The 15,185-nt window shown below is 44.7% G+C and carries 14 protein-coding genes; all 14 read right to left on the bottom strand.

The genetic code is table 11. From position 1 onward, the window contains the following. Nucleotides 1-7: 7 nt before the first annotated feature. Nucleotides 8-790, bottom strand: a complete 783-nt coding sequence (locus BO18_RS14040) for an adenosylcobinamide-GDP ribazoletransferase (RefSeq protein ID WP_034446914.1) — start codon at nucleotides 788-790, stop codon at nucleotides 8-10. Next, nucleotides 777-1,370, bottom strand: coding sequence for a bifunctional adenosylcobinamide kinase/adenosylcobinamide-phosphate guanylyltransferase (locus BO18_RS14035; RefSeq protein ID WP_051688733.1), 594 nt, complete (start codon nucleotides 1,368-1,370; stop codon nucleotides 777-779). The genes BO18_RS14040 and BO18_RS14035 overlap by 14 nt, the downstream gene beginning before the upstream one ends. After that, nucleotides 1,371-2,462, bottom strand: coding sequence for a nicotinate-nucleotide--dimethylbenzimidazole phosphoribosyltransferase (locus BO18_RS14030; protein WP_034446913.1), 1,092 nt, complete (start codon nucleotides 2,460-2,462; stop codon nucleotides 1,371-1,373). Then, nucleotides 2,455-3,891, bottom strand: a complete 1,437-nt coding sequence (locus tag BO18_RS14025) for a cobyrinate a,c-diamide synthase (protein WP_185752434.1) — start codon at nucleotides 3,889-3,891, stop codon at nucleotides 2,455-2,457. Before BO18_RS14025 ends, BO18_RS14030 begins: the two co-directional genes overlap by 8 nt. Then, entirely contained in the window at nucleotides 3,884-5,890 is a 2,007-nt protein-coding gene (cobK, locus tag BO18_RS14020; RefSeq protein WP_034446911.1) for a precorrin-6A reductase, read from the bottom strand. The genes BO18_RS14025 and cobK overlap by 8 nt, the downstream gene beginning before the upstream one ends. Continuing rightward, nucleotides 5,880-6,617, bottom strand: coding sequence for a precorrin-3B C(17)-methyltransferase (cobJ, locus tag BO18_RS14015; protein ID WP_034446910.1), 738 nt, complete (start codon nucleotides 6,615-6,617; stop codon nucleotides 5,880-5,882). Before cobJ ends, cobK begins: the two co-directional genes overlap by 11 nt. Beyond that, entirely contained in the window at nucleotides 6,614-7,528 is a 915-nt protein-coding gene (locus BO18_RS14010; RefSeq protein ID WP_051688732.1) for a cobalt-precorrin 5A hydrolase, read from the bottom strand. The genes cobJ and BO18_RS14010 overlap by 4 nt, the downstream gene beginning before the upstream one ends. Beyond that, nucleotides 7,500-8,543, bottom strand: coding sequence for an ATP-binding cassette domain-containing protein (locus BO18_RS32805; protein ID WP_051688731.1), 1,044 nt, complete (start codon nucleotides 8,541-8,543; stop codon nucleotides 7,500-7,502). Before BO18_RS32805 ends, BO18_RS14010 begins: the two co-directional genes overlap by 29 nt. Continuing rightward, nucleotides 8,533-9,552, bottom strand: coding sequence for a FecCD family ABC transporter permease (locus BO18_RS14000; protein WP_034446909.1), 1,020 nt, complete (start codon nucleotides 9,550-9,552; stop codon nucleotides 8,533-8,535). Before BO18_RS14000 ends, BO18_RS32805 begins: the two co-directional genes overlap by 11 nt. Further along, nucleotides 9,533-10,312, bottom strand: coding sequence for a precorrin-4 C(11)-methyltransferase (gene cobM / locus BO18_RS13995; protein ID WP_034446908.1), 780 nt, complete (start codon nucleotides 10,310-10,312; stop codon nucleotides 9,533-9,535). The genes BO18_RS14000 and cobM overlap by 20 nt, the downstream gene beginning before the upstream one ends. A gap of 3 nt (nucleotides 10,313-10,315) precedes the next feature. Then, entirely contained in the window at nucleotides 10,316-11,461 is a 1,146-nt protein-coding gene (cbiD, locus tag BO18_RS13990) for a cobalt-precorrin-5B (C(1))-methyltransferase CbiD (RefSeq protein ID WP_034446907.1), read from the bottom strand. Nucleotides 11,462-11,540: 79 nt separating this feature from the next. Further along, nucleotides 11,541-12,167 (bottom strand): precorrin-8X methylmutase, encoded by a 627-nt coding sequence (locus tag BO18_RS13985; protein WP_034446906.1) that lies wholly within the window; start codon nucleotides 12,165-12,167, stop codon nucleotides 11,541-11,543. After that, nucleotides 12,164-13,684: a cobyric acid synthase gene (locus tag BO18_RS13980; protein ID WP_034446905.1), complete on the bottom strand. Its 1,521-nt coding sequence runs from the start codon at nucleotides 13,682-13,684 to the stop codon at nucleotides 12,164-12,166. The genes BO18_RS13985 and BO18_RS13980 overlap by 4 nt, the downstream gene beginning before the upstream one ends. Nucleotides 13,685-13,691: 7 nt before the next feature. Beyond that, nucleotides 13,692-15,185 carry an ABC transporter substrate-binding protein gene (locus BO18_RS13975; RefSeq protein ID WP_034446904.1) on the bottom strand — a complete coding sequence of 498 codons (1,494 nt, stop codon included), beginning with the start codon at nucleotides 15,183-15,185 and terminating at the stop codon, nucleotides 13,692-13,694.

The following is a 15,185-nucleotide window of genomic DNA, read 5'->3' as shown; positions in this document are numbered from 1 at the left end:
GTCGTTTTCACAAAACGTAGCACATGATAGCTAGTGATATCACCATCAGAGTTTCTCCAGTTACCACGAAAAATCCTGCTGTATCGCCTGTAACTCCACCGAAATTTCTTTTGCAGGCTTCTCTGTACCAGAAGGTGAAAAGAACTAATACCACACCTGATACTATCCCGACAAAGCGGCTTATAAGCATCATGGCTCCCAAGGCAAGAAATGCCTCCAGCGCAAGGAACATAACATCTCCCTTTTGGCTGCTTTTTGTCTCCTTGTTCAGCATCCCGTCTTCTTTGGCCTTAGGAAAAGAGATGCAGGTAATCCCACAAAGTGCCCTGACAAGAACAAAAGAAAGGCAGTAAGCCGTAGGAATTGTTAAATCCTGAGTTTCAAAGCTCCTGGCTAATACCAGATATAAAAAGCCTGTCCATATCAAAAGAGCTATTCCAGCGCTGATGACAGCAAATGCTCCGATATGTGGATCCTTCATGATCTCAAGCTTCTTTTCCTTTGACTGATATGAGTGAATCGCGTCCTGAACGTCCATGAACCCGTCTACATGAAAGCCACCTGTTATGATCAAAGGAATTGCCGTCAATATAAGGGTTACGAAGGGCACCGGAAGCTGATAGTTCATAGCAAGCCTTGTAAAGGCATATGACACTGCGCCAATAATTAGGCCTGTCAGAGGAAGAAAGCTGATGGCATGCTCAAAGCTATCCTCATCCCACTGGGTCCGAGGCATGGGAATCTTGGAATATAAGGATAATGAAATTATGATGCTCTTAATTATACTCACGAAGTTTATCTTCTCCTATCTTGTGTCTATTAAAATCCATTTCTATCCAATCTCCAGAGCCTTCAGAACGTTCATATACTTTGTCGACTTTTGAGGAAAGCTCTTCGTTCACAAGGCTCACAAGTTTAACATACTTCTGGGTATCTTCATCGTAGGAATCATCCTCCAAAGGGAATTTATTTGTAACAATCACCAAATTGGAAGTTGCCTCAGCCAGCATCATAACAGAATTAGTGATTTCGGTGGCGGAGCGCATTGTAGAATGCATCTCATTACCAATAAGATTCGACATGCATTCAAGTAGACAGGTGCTGTCTTGAAGATCCGAGATCTCATCTATCAGTTCATGTACCTTAGTGGGCTTTTCTATGGTTAAGAACCCCTTGCCCTCTCGAAGTTTTCGATGCTTCTCCACTCTCTTGGCACCATCTTCACCATAAGGGATCATGGTGGCTATGTAGTACTTCTTTTGAATCGAAGCGCCATCCATTATTGGCGAACCTGCAGCCAGCTCCATGGCTAGGGCTTCAGCTTTTTCCGATTTCCCACTGTCGGGAGTTCCTATTATCAGAACAGTCATTTACTCAAACCTCTCGTACTCATCAATTTCATAATCACTGAACTTTGCTCCACCCTCATAGTAATCCATGACCATATCAAGAAGAGGAAAAAGCATAAGGGCTCCAGTTCCTTCACCAAGAGCCATGTTTCCGGCAATGTATGGTCTCAGATGAAGACTATCAAGGGCCAGCATTGTTCCTTCCTCTCTTCCGCTGTGGGAAGCAATCATATAATCCTTGGTACCGGGTATAAGCTTCTCTGCCATCAAAGCAGCTGTTGCACTAATTAGTCCATCAATAATAATAGGAACATGGTAAAGGGCTCCACCGATAAAGGTTCCCACTAAAGCTGCGATATCCAGCCCGCCCAAAGTTTTTAAAATTTCAAAAGTTCTGTTTTTCTCATCCGAAAACGCTTTATCAGGGCTATCAAATCCATATTTATCAAGTGCCGAACAAACTACATTTTTCTTCCTGGCAAAACCCTCGTCATCAAGTCCGGCTCCACGGCCTGTAACCTTTTCACTATCCACCTGTAAAAGAGCTGCAAGACAGGCAGCTGAAGTAGTGGTGTTTCCAATTCCCATCTCACCGGTTGATATGATATCTGTTCCAGACTCATGTAGTTCTTTTACCATATCCATTCCCTGTTCCATAGCAAGAAGAGTCTCCTCCATAGTCATGGCAGGTTCCTTTAGAAAGTTCCTGGTGCCCTTTGAAACTTTAAGATTTCTGACACCTTCTACAACCTCATCGCTGTCTATCCCAATGTCCACAGGAATAACGTTAACTTTGGCAAACCTTGCCAGATGGCAGGCGCTGCTGATGCCTTTCCCCAAAGCCTTTGCCACAGCCAGAGTTATATCCTGACTGCTCTGAGAAACACCCTCTTCAACAATGCCATTGTCAGCGCAGAATATTAAAGCTGCTCTGCTACTCATCGCAGGAATCTCTTTTCCCTGAACAGCACCGATCCTGCAAATAAGCTCTTCAAAATCTCCCAGGCCGTCTATGGGCTTGGATACCTTATCCCAGTTTTCCTTGATCCTTAGAAAGATCTTTTCATCAGGCTTTTCTATCTTTAGTTGAAACAAACTGTCCTTATCAAGCATCAATAAACCTCTTTATAAAAGAAACGCAGGATGGATAATAAAGATGTGCAAAGCCACCAAAAACATCCCCTTTGGTCTGGTACCCCATCCAACTCCGTTTCCCTGAAGGCTTGGTCATGTTGCAGACATCGCCCTCATCAGTAGCCTCGTAGTAATGGAACTCATGTCCCTTTATAACCTCATCATCCTTGATGTATCTGTTATCCTTATTCTTTGTGACCTTCACATATCCAAAATGAGACATCTTATCCCTCATATGTGATTTCCCCTTAAGGACTCCCGCCATCTCATACTCATTTCCTTCCGGCGTCACAATTCTTTCCATCAGGAAAAGAAATCCACCACACTCCGCCAGGACAGGCATTCCATCATTTGCTGCATTCTTTATGCTTTGTAACATCGTCCGATTCTGTGACAGTTCTTTTGCATATAGTTCCGGATAACCTCCGCCAAAGATGAGCCTGTCCACATCCGGAATCTTCTCATCATGAATTGGGGAAAAGAACTGTAGCTGCGCTCCCAGTTCCTCTAATAATTCCAGATTATCCTGATAGTAAAAGCAAAAGGCTTCATCCAGGGCAACTCCGATCCGGACATTCGATGCAGCTCCTTCCGGATTTGCCTGGCGCGTCTCCACATTGCTACAATCTGACGTTTCAGTTCCTTCGGAAGCGCATAAATCTCTAACATTCTCTGCTGACTTTTCTTCTACCACATTCCCGAGATTCGACGCACTCTCTGCTATCTCTAGCAATTTGTCAAAGTCCAGAGTCTTTTCAAGTTCATCAGCAACCTTATCGATTATCTCAAGAAGGTCTTCAATCTCCCCCGGAAGAACAAGCCCAAGGTGTCTGCTTTGGAGACCGGCATCCTTCATCACAGGAAGAGTTCCGATAACCGGTACACCTGTCTCTTCAAGAATCTTTTTGGAAATTTCACCGGCAATTGAAGGCGGAATGTTGTTAAGGATTATTCCCTTAATCTGCCTCTGCTCTCCGTACTCGCAAAAGCCTTTCACCAACGGAATAACGGAATTGCTCATGCCTTTTGTGTTTACCACCAGGATGGCTGGAGTATCAGTCACACAGCTGACCTCATAAGAAGAGCCTTCCGTTGAACCAGCGCTCATCCCATCAAAGAATCCCATAACTCCTTCCAACACTCCAAAGTTCCTGCCATTCATTCCTTTAGCAAAAGAACGCAATACACCCTCTCTGCCTGCAAGAAACAAATCCAAATTTCTAGACGGAATCCCAAGAACAGTCTTATGAAACATTGGGTCAATGTAATCCGGGCCACACTTAAAAGAAGCCGGATCATAACCTTTTTTCATCAGTATCCTGATAAGAGCACAGGTAATTAGAGTCTTCCCACTTCCGCTTCCGGGAGCACATATCATTATTCGTCTGTAAGTATTGGGATCACTCACTTTTTTCGCCTTTCATAAGGGTGATGATATATACAGGATTTATGGCATCAGCCATGTGATAGCTGCCCACTTCCTTGTATCTGCTGACAAAGACCTGGATAACGTCGCTTGTCAGGTCCTTGCGTTCCTCAACAAAGTCCATGGTTTCTTTAAAGGTCTCAGCAGTTATAGCATTTATGACAATTTTCGCCTCTTCATTCTTTTCAAAAATCGCAAGAAGGATTTCCTTCAGATTCCCTCCGCTCCCGCCAATGAACACGTGACTTGGTGCCGGAAGTTCTTTTAATGCATCTGGCGCATTTCCACTTACTATCTCCATATTATCCACGCCAAAATGCTCCTTGTTCTTGGCAAGAAGTTCAACAGCTTCAGGCTTCTTTTCTATGGAATATACCTGTATCTCAGGAGAAAGGATTGCTGCCTCAAGAGAAACAGAGCCTGTACCTGCACCAACGTCGTAGAAAACTGCATCCTTGGTCAGCGCCAGCTTCCTCATGGAAAGAGCCCTTATTTCCTCCTTGGTCATGGGGACATTTCCACGAAGAATCTCTTCGTCTCTAAGTCCTGCAGCTGGAGCAAATTGGGATGCAGCTGCATTGTGGGCATAAATTAGGCAACGCCCAAGAAGCTCTCCCAATGAGCTGTCATAATTAAAAAGCCGTTCCTCTGGATTTCCAAGTTCATATCCTATAACTATCCTGTCTGCCACATCTTGAAGCATGCTGCACAACCCTTCTGCGTGTTTGCAGTTTGATGGCAGGATAAAAAGATTCTCGTGACGAGCTGCATATCCTCTCACGTTGCAGCTTCTGCCATGGGCGCTGACAATTTTTACATCTTCAAGTCCAAGTCCAAGAGCCTTTGCAAAAAGAGATACCGAAGATATTCCGGGAATAAGACTGACTTGATAACCAGCCTCCTCAAACACTTTCGCAGCTTTCTTAGAGCCACTGCTAAGACTTATATCTCCTGAGAAAAGAACTACAGGATGAATTAAGTCTTTGTGGGCAGTAAGATAACTTAGAATATCTTCTCCTTTGTATAAAGAAATTGCAGGTACTTTTACTCCGCCAGGTGCAGAATAAAATCCATCGCCAGCTCCTAGGCTATCCAGAACAGAAGAAGCCCCAAAGATCACGTCAGCGCTCTTAAGAGCCTGTTCTAATTCCCGTGTGAAGCACCCCGGATTTCCTGGACCTATTCCAGCCAAAGTAATATTAAGCCGGGCATCCCCTGTCAAGCGCTCAAGTACTTCAGCAAGCGTAAAGTATGAGCTGTCATCAGCAACTCTTTCAGGATTCCGAAGTACGATGGTTTTGATGCCACAGTTTCTTGCTGCCTCAAGCTTTTCATCAAAGCCTCCGGTTTTACCGCTTTCCTTGGTAAGGATAATTGACGCATTTATCTCTCTTATTAGCGCCTCATTCATCTGGCATGAAAATGGCCCCTGCATGGCTATGATTTGTCTACCTTTAAGCCCTGCAGTTTCACATTTCTTAAGACTTTCCAGATCCGGAAGAACTCTTACGTAAACTCTTGATATGTCAGAAAGAGCCGATGTAATCTGCTGAAGATCCCTGCTTCCGGTAAGGAGTAATATATTCCCAGCTTCCTTTTTTAGAAGCTCCGTAGCCTCTTTCAGGTCATCAACATAGCTTATCCCTGGATAAAAATCGGAAGAAGCACTCGTATCACGCCCAAGCCTAATATACTCTGCACCTGTTATCTGGCAGGCGCTTTTTATCTCTTTAGAGACAGCCGTTGCAAAGGGGTGCGTTGAATCAACCACCACCGTGAATTTCTCTTCAGAAATAAGTCCGGCTATCTCTACCGCATCCTTACGGCCTTTAACGATGCTCTCCTCGCCGCTGTCCTTAAGGATCTGAAGTCCATATTCTGTTGCAACACTGACCACGTGGGGAACTCCCGCTTTTCGGAGTTTCTCCGACAGGAGTCTTCCCTCAGTAGTCCCGCCAAATACAAGCACTTTATCCTTCACTTTTATAGCCTCTTCCCGTCACCATATAATCCTCAAATCTCTTAGTTGAAGAGTTACCGATAAATACTGTACAGAACATATCTGCGCTAGCACACTTTAGCTCTGATAGAGTCAGAACTTCTTTTGCCTCACCCTCTCTTCCTATATTTCTGGTAATGCCACATACTCTGTTAGCTGGGAGTGTTTCCAAAAGGACGTCTGCAGCATGAGCCAAATATCCGCTTCTACCCTTGCTCTCAGGGTTATATAGGACTATCACCATGTCAGCTTCTGCAGCCAGTCGAAGTCTCTTTTCAATCTTCTCCATGGGGGTCAGTCTATCGCTGAGACTAATGAGGCAAAAGTCGTGGATCAGTGGTGCTCCTAAAAGTGCACCTCCGCTTAGTGCCGCCGTTACTCCGGGAATCACTTCAACCTCGACTTCCGGAAAGTCTTTAGCTGCTGCAATAGAAAGTCCAGACATGCCATAAACACCTGCATCTCCGCTGCAGATCAGAGCAACCTCATGTCCCTCATTAGCTTTCTCCAGAGCAAGAAAAACTCTTTTCTCCTCACCCATCATGGGAGTCTCAATGTATTCCTTATCGTGAAAGAAAGGTCGTACCAGGCCGCAATAAACCGTATACCCTGCAATCACGTCGCATCTTTCAATTGTCTCTTTTGCCCTAATGGTCATTTGGTTCAGCCCGCCTGGCCCAATTCCAACCACCCACAATTTCTTATTCATGTTTGCACTCCAATCGCAATAGTCATGCCATCTTTGGCTGTTTTGTGCACCAGGATCTTTTCTGCTCCGTAGGCTGAAACTGCTCTCTCGCATACGTTATCAGCTCCTGTCTTTTCTAAAACCAGCTCAGAACTGTCAAAATCCCCTTCCTGTGCCATCAAGGTATCCGCACTGTAGGTTACAAATGGGACACTTAAGCTGTCAGCCAGCATCTTTAGTCCCTCTTCATCCTTCTTTATATCGATTGACACCATGGCCTTGATTGCTCGTACATCCAGATAATTCTCTTTAAGAGTATTTAAAAGAAATTCTTCCAGCTCTTCAAAGCTCTTCCCCTTCCTGCAGCCCATGCCAACCACCAGGCATTTGGGAATCAGGAACAGTCCATCCTCTGAATGAGCCCTTGGAGAAACTGTAAATACTGCATCTTCGCCTCTAAGAAGCTTCGCGGAAAACTCCTTTGCCATCTTCATGTCGTTTATCTCAAGATTGTTTTTCCTGGCAAAGACATCAACAGCGAATTCGCCTCGGATATCTGTTGCCGTGGTTACTACCGGAATTGCACCGATAAGTTCTGCAATCTGCCTTGCATACTCATTTGCTCCACCGATGTGTCCTGACAAAACCGGAACCACAAAGTTCCCCTGTTCATCTATAGCAAGAACCGCCGGATCTGTAGTCTTGTCCTTCACGAAAGGTGCAATGGCCCTGACTGCAATGGCAACAGCTCCGATGTAGATAAGAACGTTGCCCTCGTTGAACACTTCTGAAGTGAAATCAGAAAGGTTTTCAACATTCTCAGCGTCGAAAGCATTCCTGTCATTCAGTTTCTCTCCCAGAGTTAGCATCAGCTTCTTTCCTGCATCCGTGAAGCATATTAAGTTATATTTCCCTACCGTTAGTCTTTCCATACATCTTTTCTTTTAGCTTCTTTATCACAAGTCCGTAGTTATCTCTGTCATGGGGGAAGGTGCAATCCTTGCAGTTCTTTGTTCCCTTGTCAGTGATGACGTAAGTTCCTCCGCAGTCCTCCATGTCATATAAAGGACAGTAACAGAACAGGCAGCTAAACTTTTCCTCGCCAAGATTGTGACAAGGGTAGTACTCGCACTCCTTGTTGAGAAAGTATGTGCAGTGTTTTCTTTCAGCATGTTCCCTGCTCTTAGAGCGCTGCCTTCCAGCTTCAAGCTGCCTCTTTACAGCCTTGTACATCTCGTCGTCCATTCCATAAAGAGACTGAAGCACTCCGCTTTCTAGCACTTCTCCAGGTTCCTTGCAGGAAACCACGCCCTTATCATTTATCATCAGTACTCTGTCTGATATCATCAGTGCAAGCTCCAGCTCATGAAGCGACATGATCACAGTTACGCCCTTATCAGAAAGTCCTCTTATCACGTCCATAAGTTCGAGTCTGTGACGGATATCCAGATATGAGGTTGGTTCATCCATCACAAGATATTCCGGTTCCTGACATATTGCCCTGGCAATAAGAGTTCTCTGCTTCTGTCCATCACTAAGATCCGTGAAAGGCTTATCTGAAAAGCCTTCTATCTTCATAAGAGCTGCAGCTTCAAATGCTGCTTCCCTGTCCTTATCACTAAACAGGCCAAAGCCGTCGCTGTATGGAAGACGTCCTGACATAACCACATCCATTGCACTCATATGCTCAGGCTTTACCCTGTCTGTGTTAACAATTGACATTTTCTTCGACAGCTCTTTTAACGAGATGTTCTTAATGTCCTCCTCTCCAATAAAAACTGCGCCGTCCAGGGGCTTAAGTTCCCCAAGGATAGACTTAAGAAGCGTGGACTTACCTCCACCGTTGGGTCCGATGAGTGATATGATCTCGCCTTTTGATACTTCAAGACTCACATCCTTAACTATTATCTTTTTATGATATCCGGCAGACAATTTCTCAATTCTCATGATTCCTATGCCTCCTTACTATCATAAAAATTACTATTGGTGCACCAAACAACGAGGTGACTGCCGAAATATTCAGCTCCGTCGGCGCAAATATCATCCTTGCCAGCAGGTCGCTTAATAGACAGAATATTGCTCCTGAAAGGAATGAAGCAGGAATCAGCACCACGGGTTTAGATGTACGAAGGGCCTCTCTCATGAGAAAAGGCACAGCAATTCCAATAAAGGAAACAGGCCCTGCGTAAGCCGTCACACACGCAGACAAGATGCTGGATAAAAGAATTATCAGCACTCTGCAAAGCTTAATATTAACTCCCACGCTTCTGGCATAGGACTCCCCAAGCCTGAAGGCATCAAGACTCTTTGCCATAAGCATCACGGCCACAAAAGAGACAGTCACAATTACTATGCAGTAAATCGCCCCTTCCATGGTGGCTCCGGAAAAGCTTCCCTGGGACCAGCTGTGAAGATTCACGATATCTGAATCATCTGCAAAAGCAACCAGAAAATCCGTAATAGCGCTGCAGATATAGCCTATCATTATTCCTGCAGCCAAAAGAGCCGCCATATTCTTGACCCTTTTGGAGAGCAGGATAATGAACATTGTTGCCAGTAAGGCTCCTGCAAAAGCCGCCAAAACCAGCATGTACCCCTTCACCGTAACGCCTCCTGCCACAAAGATGAGAAGCAAAGCCACCATCATCCTGGCTCCAGAGGAAACACCCAGAATATAAGGTCCTGCTATGGGGTTTGAAAAGTAGGTCTGCAAAAGAAACCCTGCCACAGCAAGAGCACCTCCCAAAACAAGAGCCATCACTGTTCTGGGAAAGCGTATATTCATTATGATGCTTCTGATCTTCTCATCTCCTGCCTTTGAAAACAGAATCTCAAGAACCTCTCCAGGGCTTATCTGTATATTCCCGATACAGAGATTTGCCACGAAAGAAGCCATAAGAATCAAGACCAGGATCGCAAAAACTATGAAATTTCTTTTACTGCTTCGAGTTGGCATTCTTATCAATTCCTGTTCTAAATTCAGTGGTAAAATCCGGCGCGTAGAGCTTTGACTTATCGTAACCGTTTTGTGAAACAGCCTCTCCAACAATGATCAATGCTGTCTTGTGTATGTCGTTCTTAACTGCCGTTTCATAAAGCGTCTCCAGAGTGCAGATAAAGCTCTTTTCCTGGGGCCAGGTGGCCTTATAGACTATGGCACAGGGTGTCTTTGGAGATACTCCGCTCTTAATTAGTCTCTCTGAAAGTCCCTTTGTGTCAAAGCTGGACAAAAAGAACACCATGGTTGCTCCGTGGGATGCAAGAGCCTCGATGGACTCTTTCGCAGGAACAGGGGTCTTCCCTTCCATCCTGGTTATGATGACGCTCTGACTTACGCCCGGCAGAGTGTATTCCATGTTAAGAGCAGCTGCCGCTCCGCAAAAAGAGCTAACGCCGGGAGTCGAGTCATAGGAAATCCCAAGATCATCCAGGATATCCATCTGTTCCCTGATAGCGCCGTAAAGACAAGGGTCACCGGTGTGTAATCTGACTGTTGTTTTACCCTCATTCTCTGCCGCTTTGATAAGTTCTATGACCTCATCAAGATTCAGCTTGCTGCTGTCGTGGATCTCACAGTTTTCTTTTGCATAGTCCAAAAGCTCAGGATTCACCAAAGATCCTGCGTATATTATCACATCAGCCTCTTCTATCAGGCTCTTTCCCCTAAGGGTTATCAGGTCCTTTGCTCCGGGACCTGCGCCAACAAAATGTACCATAGCTTATCCTTCTATTTTTCCAAATGTTCTTATCCAGTCGTGGGCCTTGTCTGTGGCCACCAGCTCTGTGTTCTCATTTGCAAACATAATCACCTGGGCCTCTATTTTCCCATCAGACCACTCTTCCAGGTTTGATCTGATCCGGGAAACCATCTCATCGAACACCTCAGTTCCAACGCCCGCCTCATTTATGATCCGCACGGCTTCATCGGTCATAACACAGTTCATTACCTGTTCTTTTAGGCTCTCCTTATTAGGCAAAAGAGCTTTCGGCGAAATCCCATCAATTAGCTGAGACAAAACTTCCATCCTGTGATCACCATACATGGAGTGAGTGTTTCGTATGCCTCCTGCCACCTTTACGAGCTTGCCTATATGCCCCACAAAAAGGAGCTTTTTAAAGCCTTCTTCCAAGGCAATCCTAACTGTGTCATAAATAAAATTAGAGCTCATGATGGCTGTCTCTTCAGGGGTTCCGTATACCTCCTTCAAAAAGGTCAGGCCATAATTTCCTGGCGCTGCCAGAAGGATTTTGTTGCCTTCAGCTTTACGTACCCTGATCTCAGTCCTTATGGTATCCACAATAGCCTTGTCACTCATGGGTTCAACAATGCCTGTGGTGCCAAGGATAGAGATTCCTCCAACTATCCCAAGCCTGGGGTTAAAGGTCTTTTCAGCCAGACCTTCTCCAGTTGGAACGCTAATAGTAACTGAAACTCCTTTATTGGTAATTCCTGCATTTTTCAAGACTTCCAGGATGTTTTCTTCAATCATCTTCCTTGGGACAGAATTGATTGCGGCATTTCCGATTGGCTGGTCTAGCCCAGGCTTAGTCACTCTTCCAACGCCTTTCCCCCCATCAATGGAAATCTTTCCATCATCTGTAAGTCGTACCTGTGCATATATCATAGCTCCAGTAGTAATGTCAGGATCATCGCCCCCATCCTTTATGACAGCGCAGGACACAGACTCTGCATCCCTTGTAATATCGATGATCTCTGCATTGAAGGGAATTCCTTTGGGAGTCTCTATTGTCACATTATGAATTTCTATGTCGTTAATCAACATCAGAAGGGCCGCCTTGGAAGCAGCTGCTGAGCAGCTCCCTGTTGTAAAGCCACTTCTTAGCTTCGTTTCTTCTTTTCCCATTTATTATTCCAATTATGTAAATGTCATATTCTTGGAGTTATTCTTCTGGTTGGGGCCTGAAGCCATCAAACTTGGTAGCTTAAATATTGTACAGTATTGAGTTACAGATGGCTGCTGCTACTGTACTGCCACCTTTTCTGCCACGGTTTACGATGTATGGGGTTGAACCGTCAAGAATAAGTTCCTTGGCCTCTACTACGTTCACAAACCCAACAGGAACTCCAATGATCAGAACCGGGTCAAGTTTCTTTTCCTGAATAAGTTCATGGATCCTGATAAGTGCTGTTGGCGCGTTTCCTATAGCAAAGATTAGCGGTGCATCTAGCTCAGCAGCCTTGTCCATGCTGACAGTAGCTCTGGTAACTCCAAGCTCTTTAGCATTTAAAGCCACGTCTTCATCGGCCATAAAGCAATGTACTTCTCCGCCGTACTCTGCCAGTTTCTTCTTGTTGATACCACTAAGAGCCATGTTTGTGTCTGTTACAATATGTGCACCATGACGGATTGCATCCTTTGCCTTAGTTATAACATCCTCCGAAAAGCACATGGTATCAGCGTATTCGAAGTCTGCCGTAGTATGGATCACACGAAGAATGGTGGGTAGAAGCTCCTCAGGAACCTTCTTTCCCATTTCTGCCAGTTCATTTTGTATTATGTTAAAACTTTCCTTCTCAATTTCAGAAGGCTTCGTTATGTAAAAGTTCATAGTCCAATAGCCTCATAGATCAGCTCAAAATCCAAGTTTTCTCTAAGTACATCAGCCAGCTTGTCCAGCTCTCTTTCCCGGATCACAGATGCTGATTCCATAACCGGAATAGCTTTCTTCAATCCCTTTTTATCATAAAGAATCTCAAAGAGTTTCTGCGTAAATTCAGGCGAATCAAAGATTCCATGAATATAGGTTCCAAGGTTATTCTCAGATGCAATTACAGGGAAGATATCCTGGTCTGAGATAGTCTCACCCATATGAATCTCATATCCCTTAACCTCTTCATTTGAAAGAGGCTTAAATAGGCCTGTTAACTCACCAACTCTTCCCTGAACTTGTCTAAGATTCTTTTGCTCAAAAAATCTTGTTTTCACAGGTAGCAATTCTAGTCCCTCAGTAGCTCCGCCTCCTTCAAGTCCTTCGGGATCACTGATGTTCTCGCCCATCATCTGAAAGCCACCACAGATACCTATAACAGGCGTTCCATCATACGACAGTTCTTTTATCCGATCAAAAAGTCTCTGCTTCTTAAGCCATTTCAAGTCAGAAATGGTATTCTTGGTTCCAGGAAGTATGATCAGATCAGTTCCCTCCAACCCCTTTGGTTCATTCACATACCTTAACTCCACAAAAGGCATGGAATCAAAAATAGAAAAATCAGTGTAGTTGCTTATGAAAGGAAGTCTTATTACAGATATCTTTAACGACTTATCTTCTCCATATAAGCCGCAATGGCCTTCTAGGGCATCTCCGTCATCCAAGTCTTTAATGGAGCCTTTATTATTGATTTTAAGCCTTTCAGAAACACTGTCCTCCTCATCTAGGTCCAGGGTCACAAAGGGCACAACTCCTGCAAAGGGAATGTCACTGTAGGCCTTGAACATCTCAAGCCCCGGCATCAAAAGAGCTTTATCCCCTCGGAACTTATTGATGATAAGGCCCTTTACTCTTTTCCTCTCATCTTCTGATAAAAGGTTGATGGTACCAAGGAGCTGCGCGAATACTCCTCCGGGATCTATGTTTCCAGCAAGAAGAACAGGCGCATCAAGGATTTCAGCAAGACCCATGTTGACGATGTCATTCTCCCGAAGGTTAATCTCCACAGGGCTTCCTGCCCCTTCAATGACTATGATTTCTGCCTCTTTAGAAAGACGTTCATAGGCCTCTTTAATATCAGGGATAAAGCTTGTTTTCTTTTTGAAATAATCTGCAGCCTTCATATTTGCCACAGGAAGTCCATTCACAATGACTTGGGAAGTGGTATCTCCCATAGGTTTGAGAAGTATGGGATTCATGTCAGATGAAGGCTCCATTCCAGCAGCAAAGGCCTGTAGTGCCTGAGCCCTTCCTATCTCTTTGCCGTCCTTTGTGACATAGGAATTAAGCGCCATATTCTGGGATTTAAATGGCGCCACTCTATATCCGTCCTGACGAAGTGCCCGAAGGATTCCTGCAGTCAATATGCTTTTTCCGACACCTGACATGGTGCCCTGTATCATGATATTTTTTGCCAAAGTTTATTCACCTTAATCTGTGGAAGAACTCAGTCTCGTCTTCACTGATGCTTATAATTTCATGTAAATTCTCAATTATGGAACCTGTGCGGTCTGTGTACTGATAGAGTGACTTGTCGGTGTACCAGACATTTCCTTCTCCTATTGCCTTAAAGTCACGGATGCTCGAATTCTCCTGGCATAATGCTTCCAACGAGTCAGGAGCATCTGCCACAGCGCTGTTGTAGATCAGAATGTCTGCATCCAGAGCGTACTGATAAAAAGCCTCCATGCTGATGGTGATCTGTCCGTTAGAATTGTCATCATCCCCTGTATCAGGAGCAAGGTAGGTTCCTCCCGCCATAGCGACCATCTTGGCAAGATAATCGTTCTTCTTTCTGGTCACAATCTGGTGGTTTGAATTCACATAGAAAAAGGCAACTGTTTTACCGGAAGGAGCCAAGTCCTGCACCTGCTCCACAAGGGATTTCTGAGTCTCAAATGCAGATTCTGCCTCAGCCTCTTTTCCTGCAATAGCACCATAAACCTTTATCCATTCACATCTTCCAAGAGGCTCTTCTTCATAGCTGGACCTGTCCACAAAGACTGGGATTCCAATCTTTTCAAGTTTCTCCTGAACCTTCGGAACATGAAGGATCATGGTATTCTCCACAGCCAGATCAATATCATCCATGACCATTTTCTCATAGTCCGGAGCGCTGTACTTTCCGCCATAAACAAGATTTCCTTCATCCATGGCTTCCTTGGCAGCTTCTATATACCAGTCGTCTCTTTCAATTCCTGAAAGCCTTATACTATCTACCGCGTCTAAAGCATCAAAATGACACATTGCTCCTGATGCTGCCAGATAAATCCTGTTAAGGGGCAGCTTAAGAACTGATATATCTTTTCCAATACCTTCAGGTACTGCCTTCCCCTCTGGTACCAGCAGATAATTCATGCCATCATTTATAGATATAACCGTGTATCCTTCAGAGTATTCATGGATGGCAAAGCCTGTTGCAAACTCATTCTCCTGCGTCCCAGCAAATGTCAGGCCTGGTATACTTGGCGGAATAGAAACATCAGATGCGTTAAAAGAAACTTCTGTTTCCTCCGAAAGCTCTTTTACCGGATCATCAAGTGAAAATCTCAAGGTGTAATCAATAAGGTGTGGCGTACTCATAGCCGTAGTATCTGCCTGAACAGCCATATCCTTATCAAGTTCCACAGGGATGATGAACTCGGAATTGCCCTCTGTATTCACAGGATAATAGGTCACCCCATCTATAATCATGTAGTCGTAGTTCGAGCTGCTCCATATTATGTCTGCTGTTGCCTTACCATTTTTCACCGTCACCTTACAGGGACTTTCAATGGTTGCCCTTCCGCTTCCTCCCGTCAGGATAACAGATGCGGTATACTCCCTTTCGGAAGTCTTACCGCATCCCATCATACACAGTGTAAGCAGAACCAGCAGCGCTGTTCTTATGAAAAGAAATCTTTTCTGCTTTTTATTCAT

This window comes from Butyrivibrio sp. AE2032 (assembly GCF_000702965.1).
Note: the sequence above shows the minus strand (reverse complement) of the source record. Positions and strands in the feature narration are given on the sequence as shown.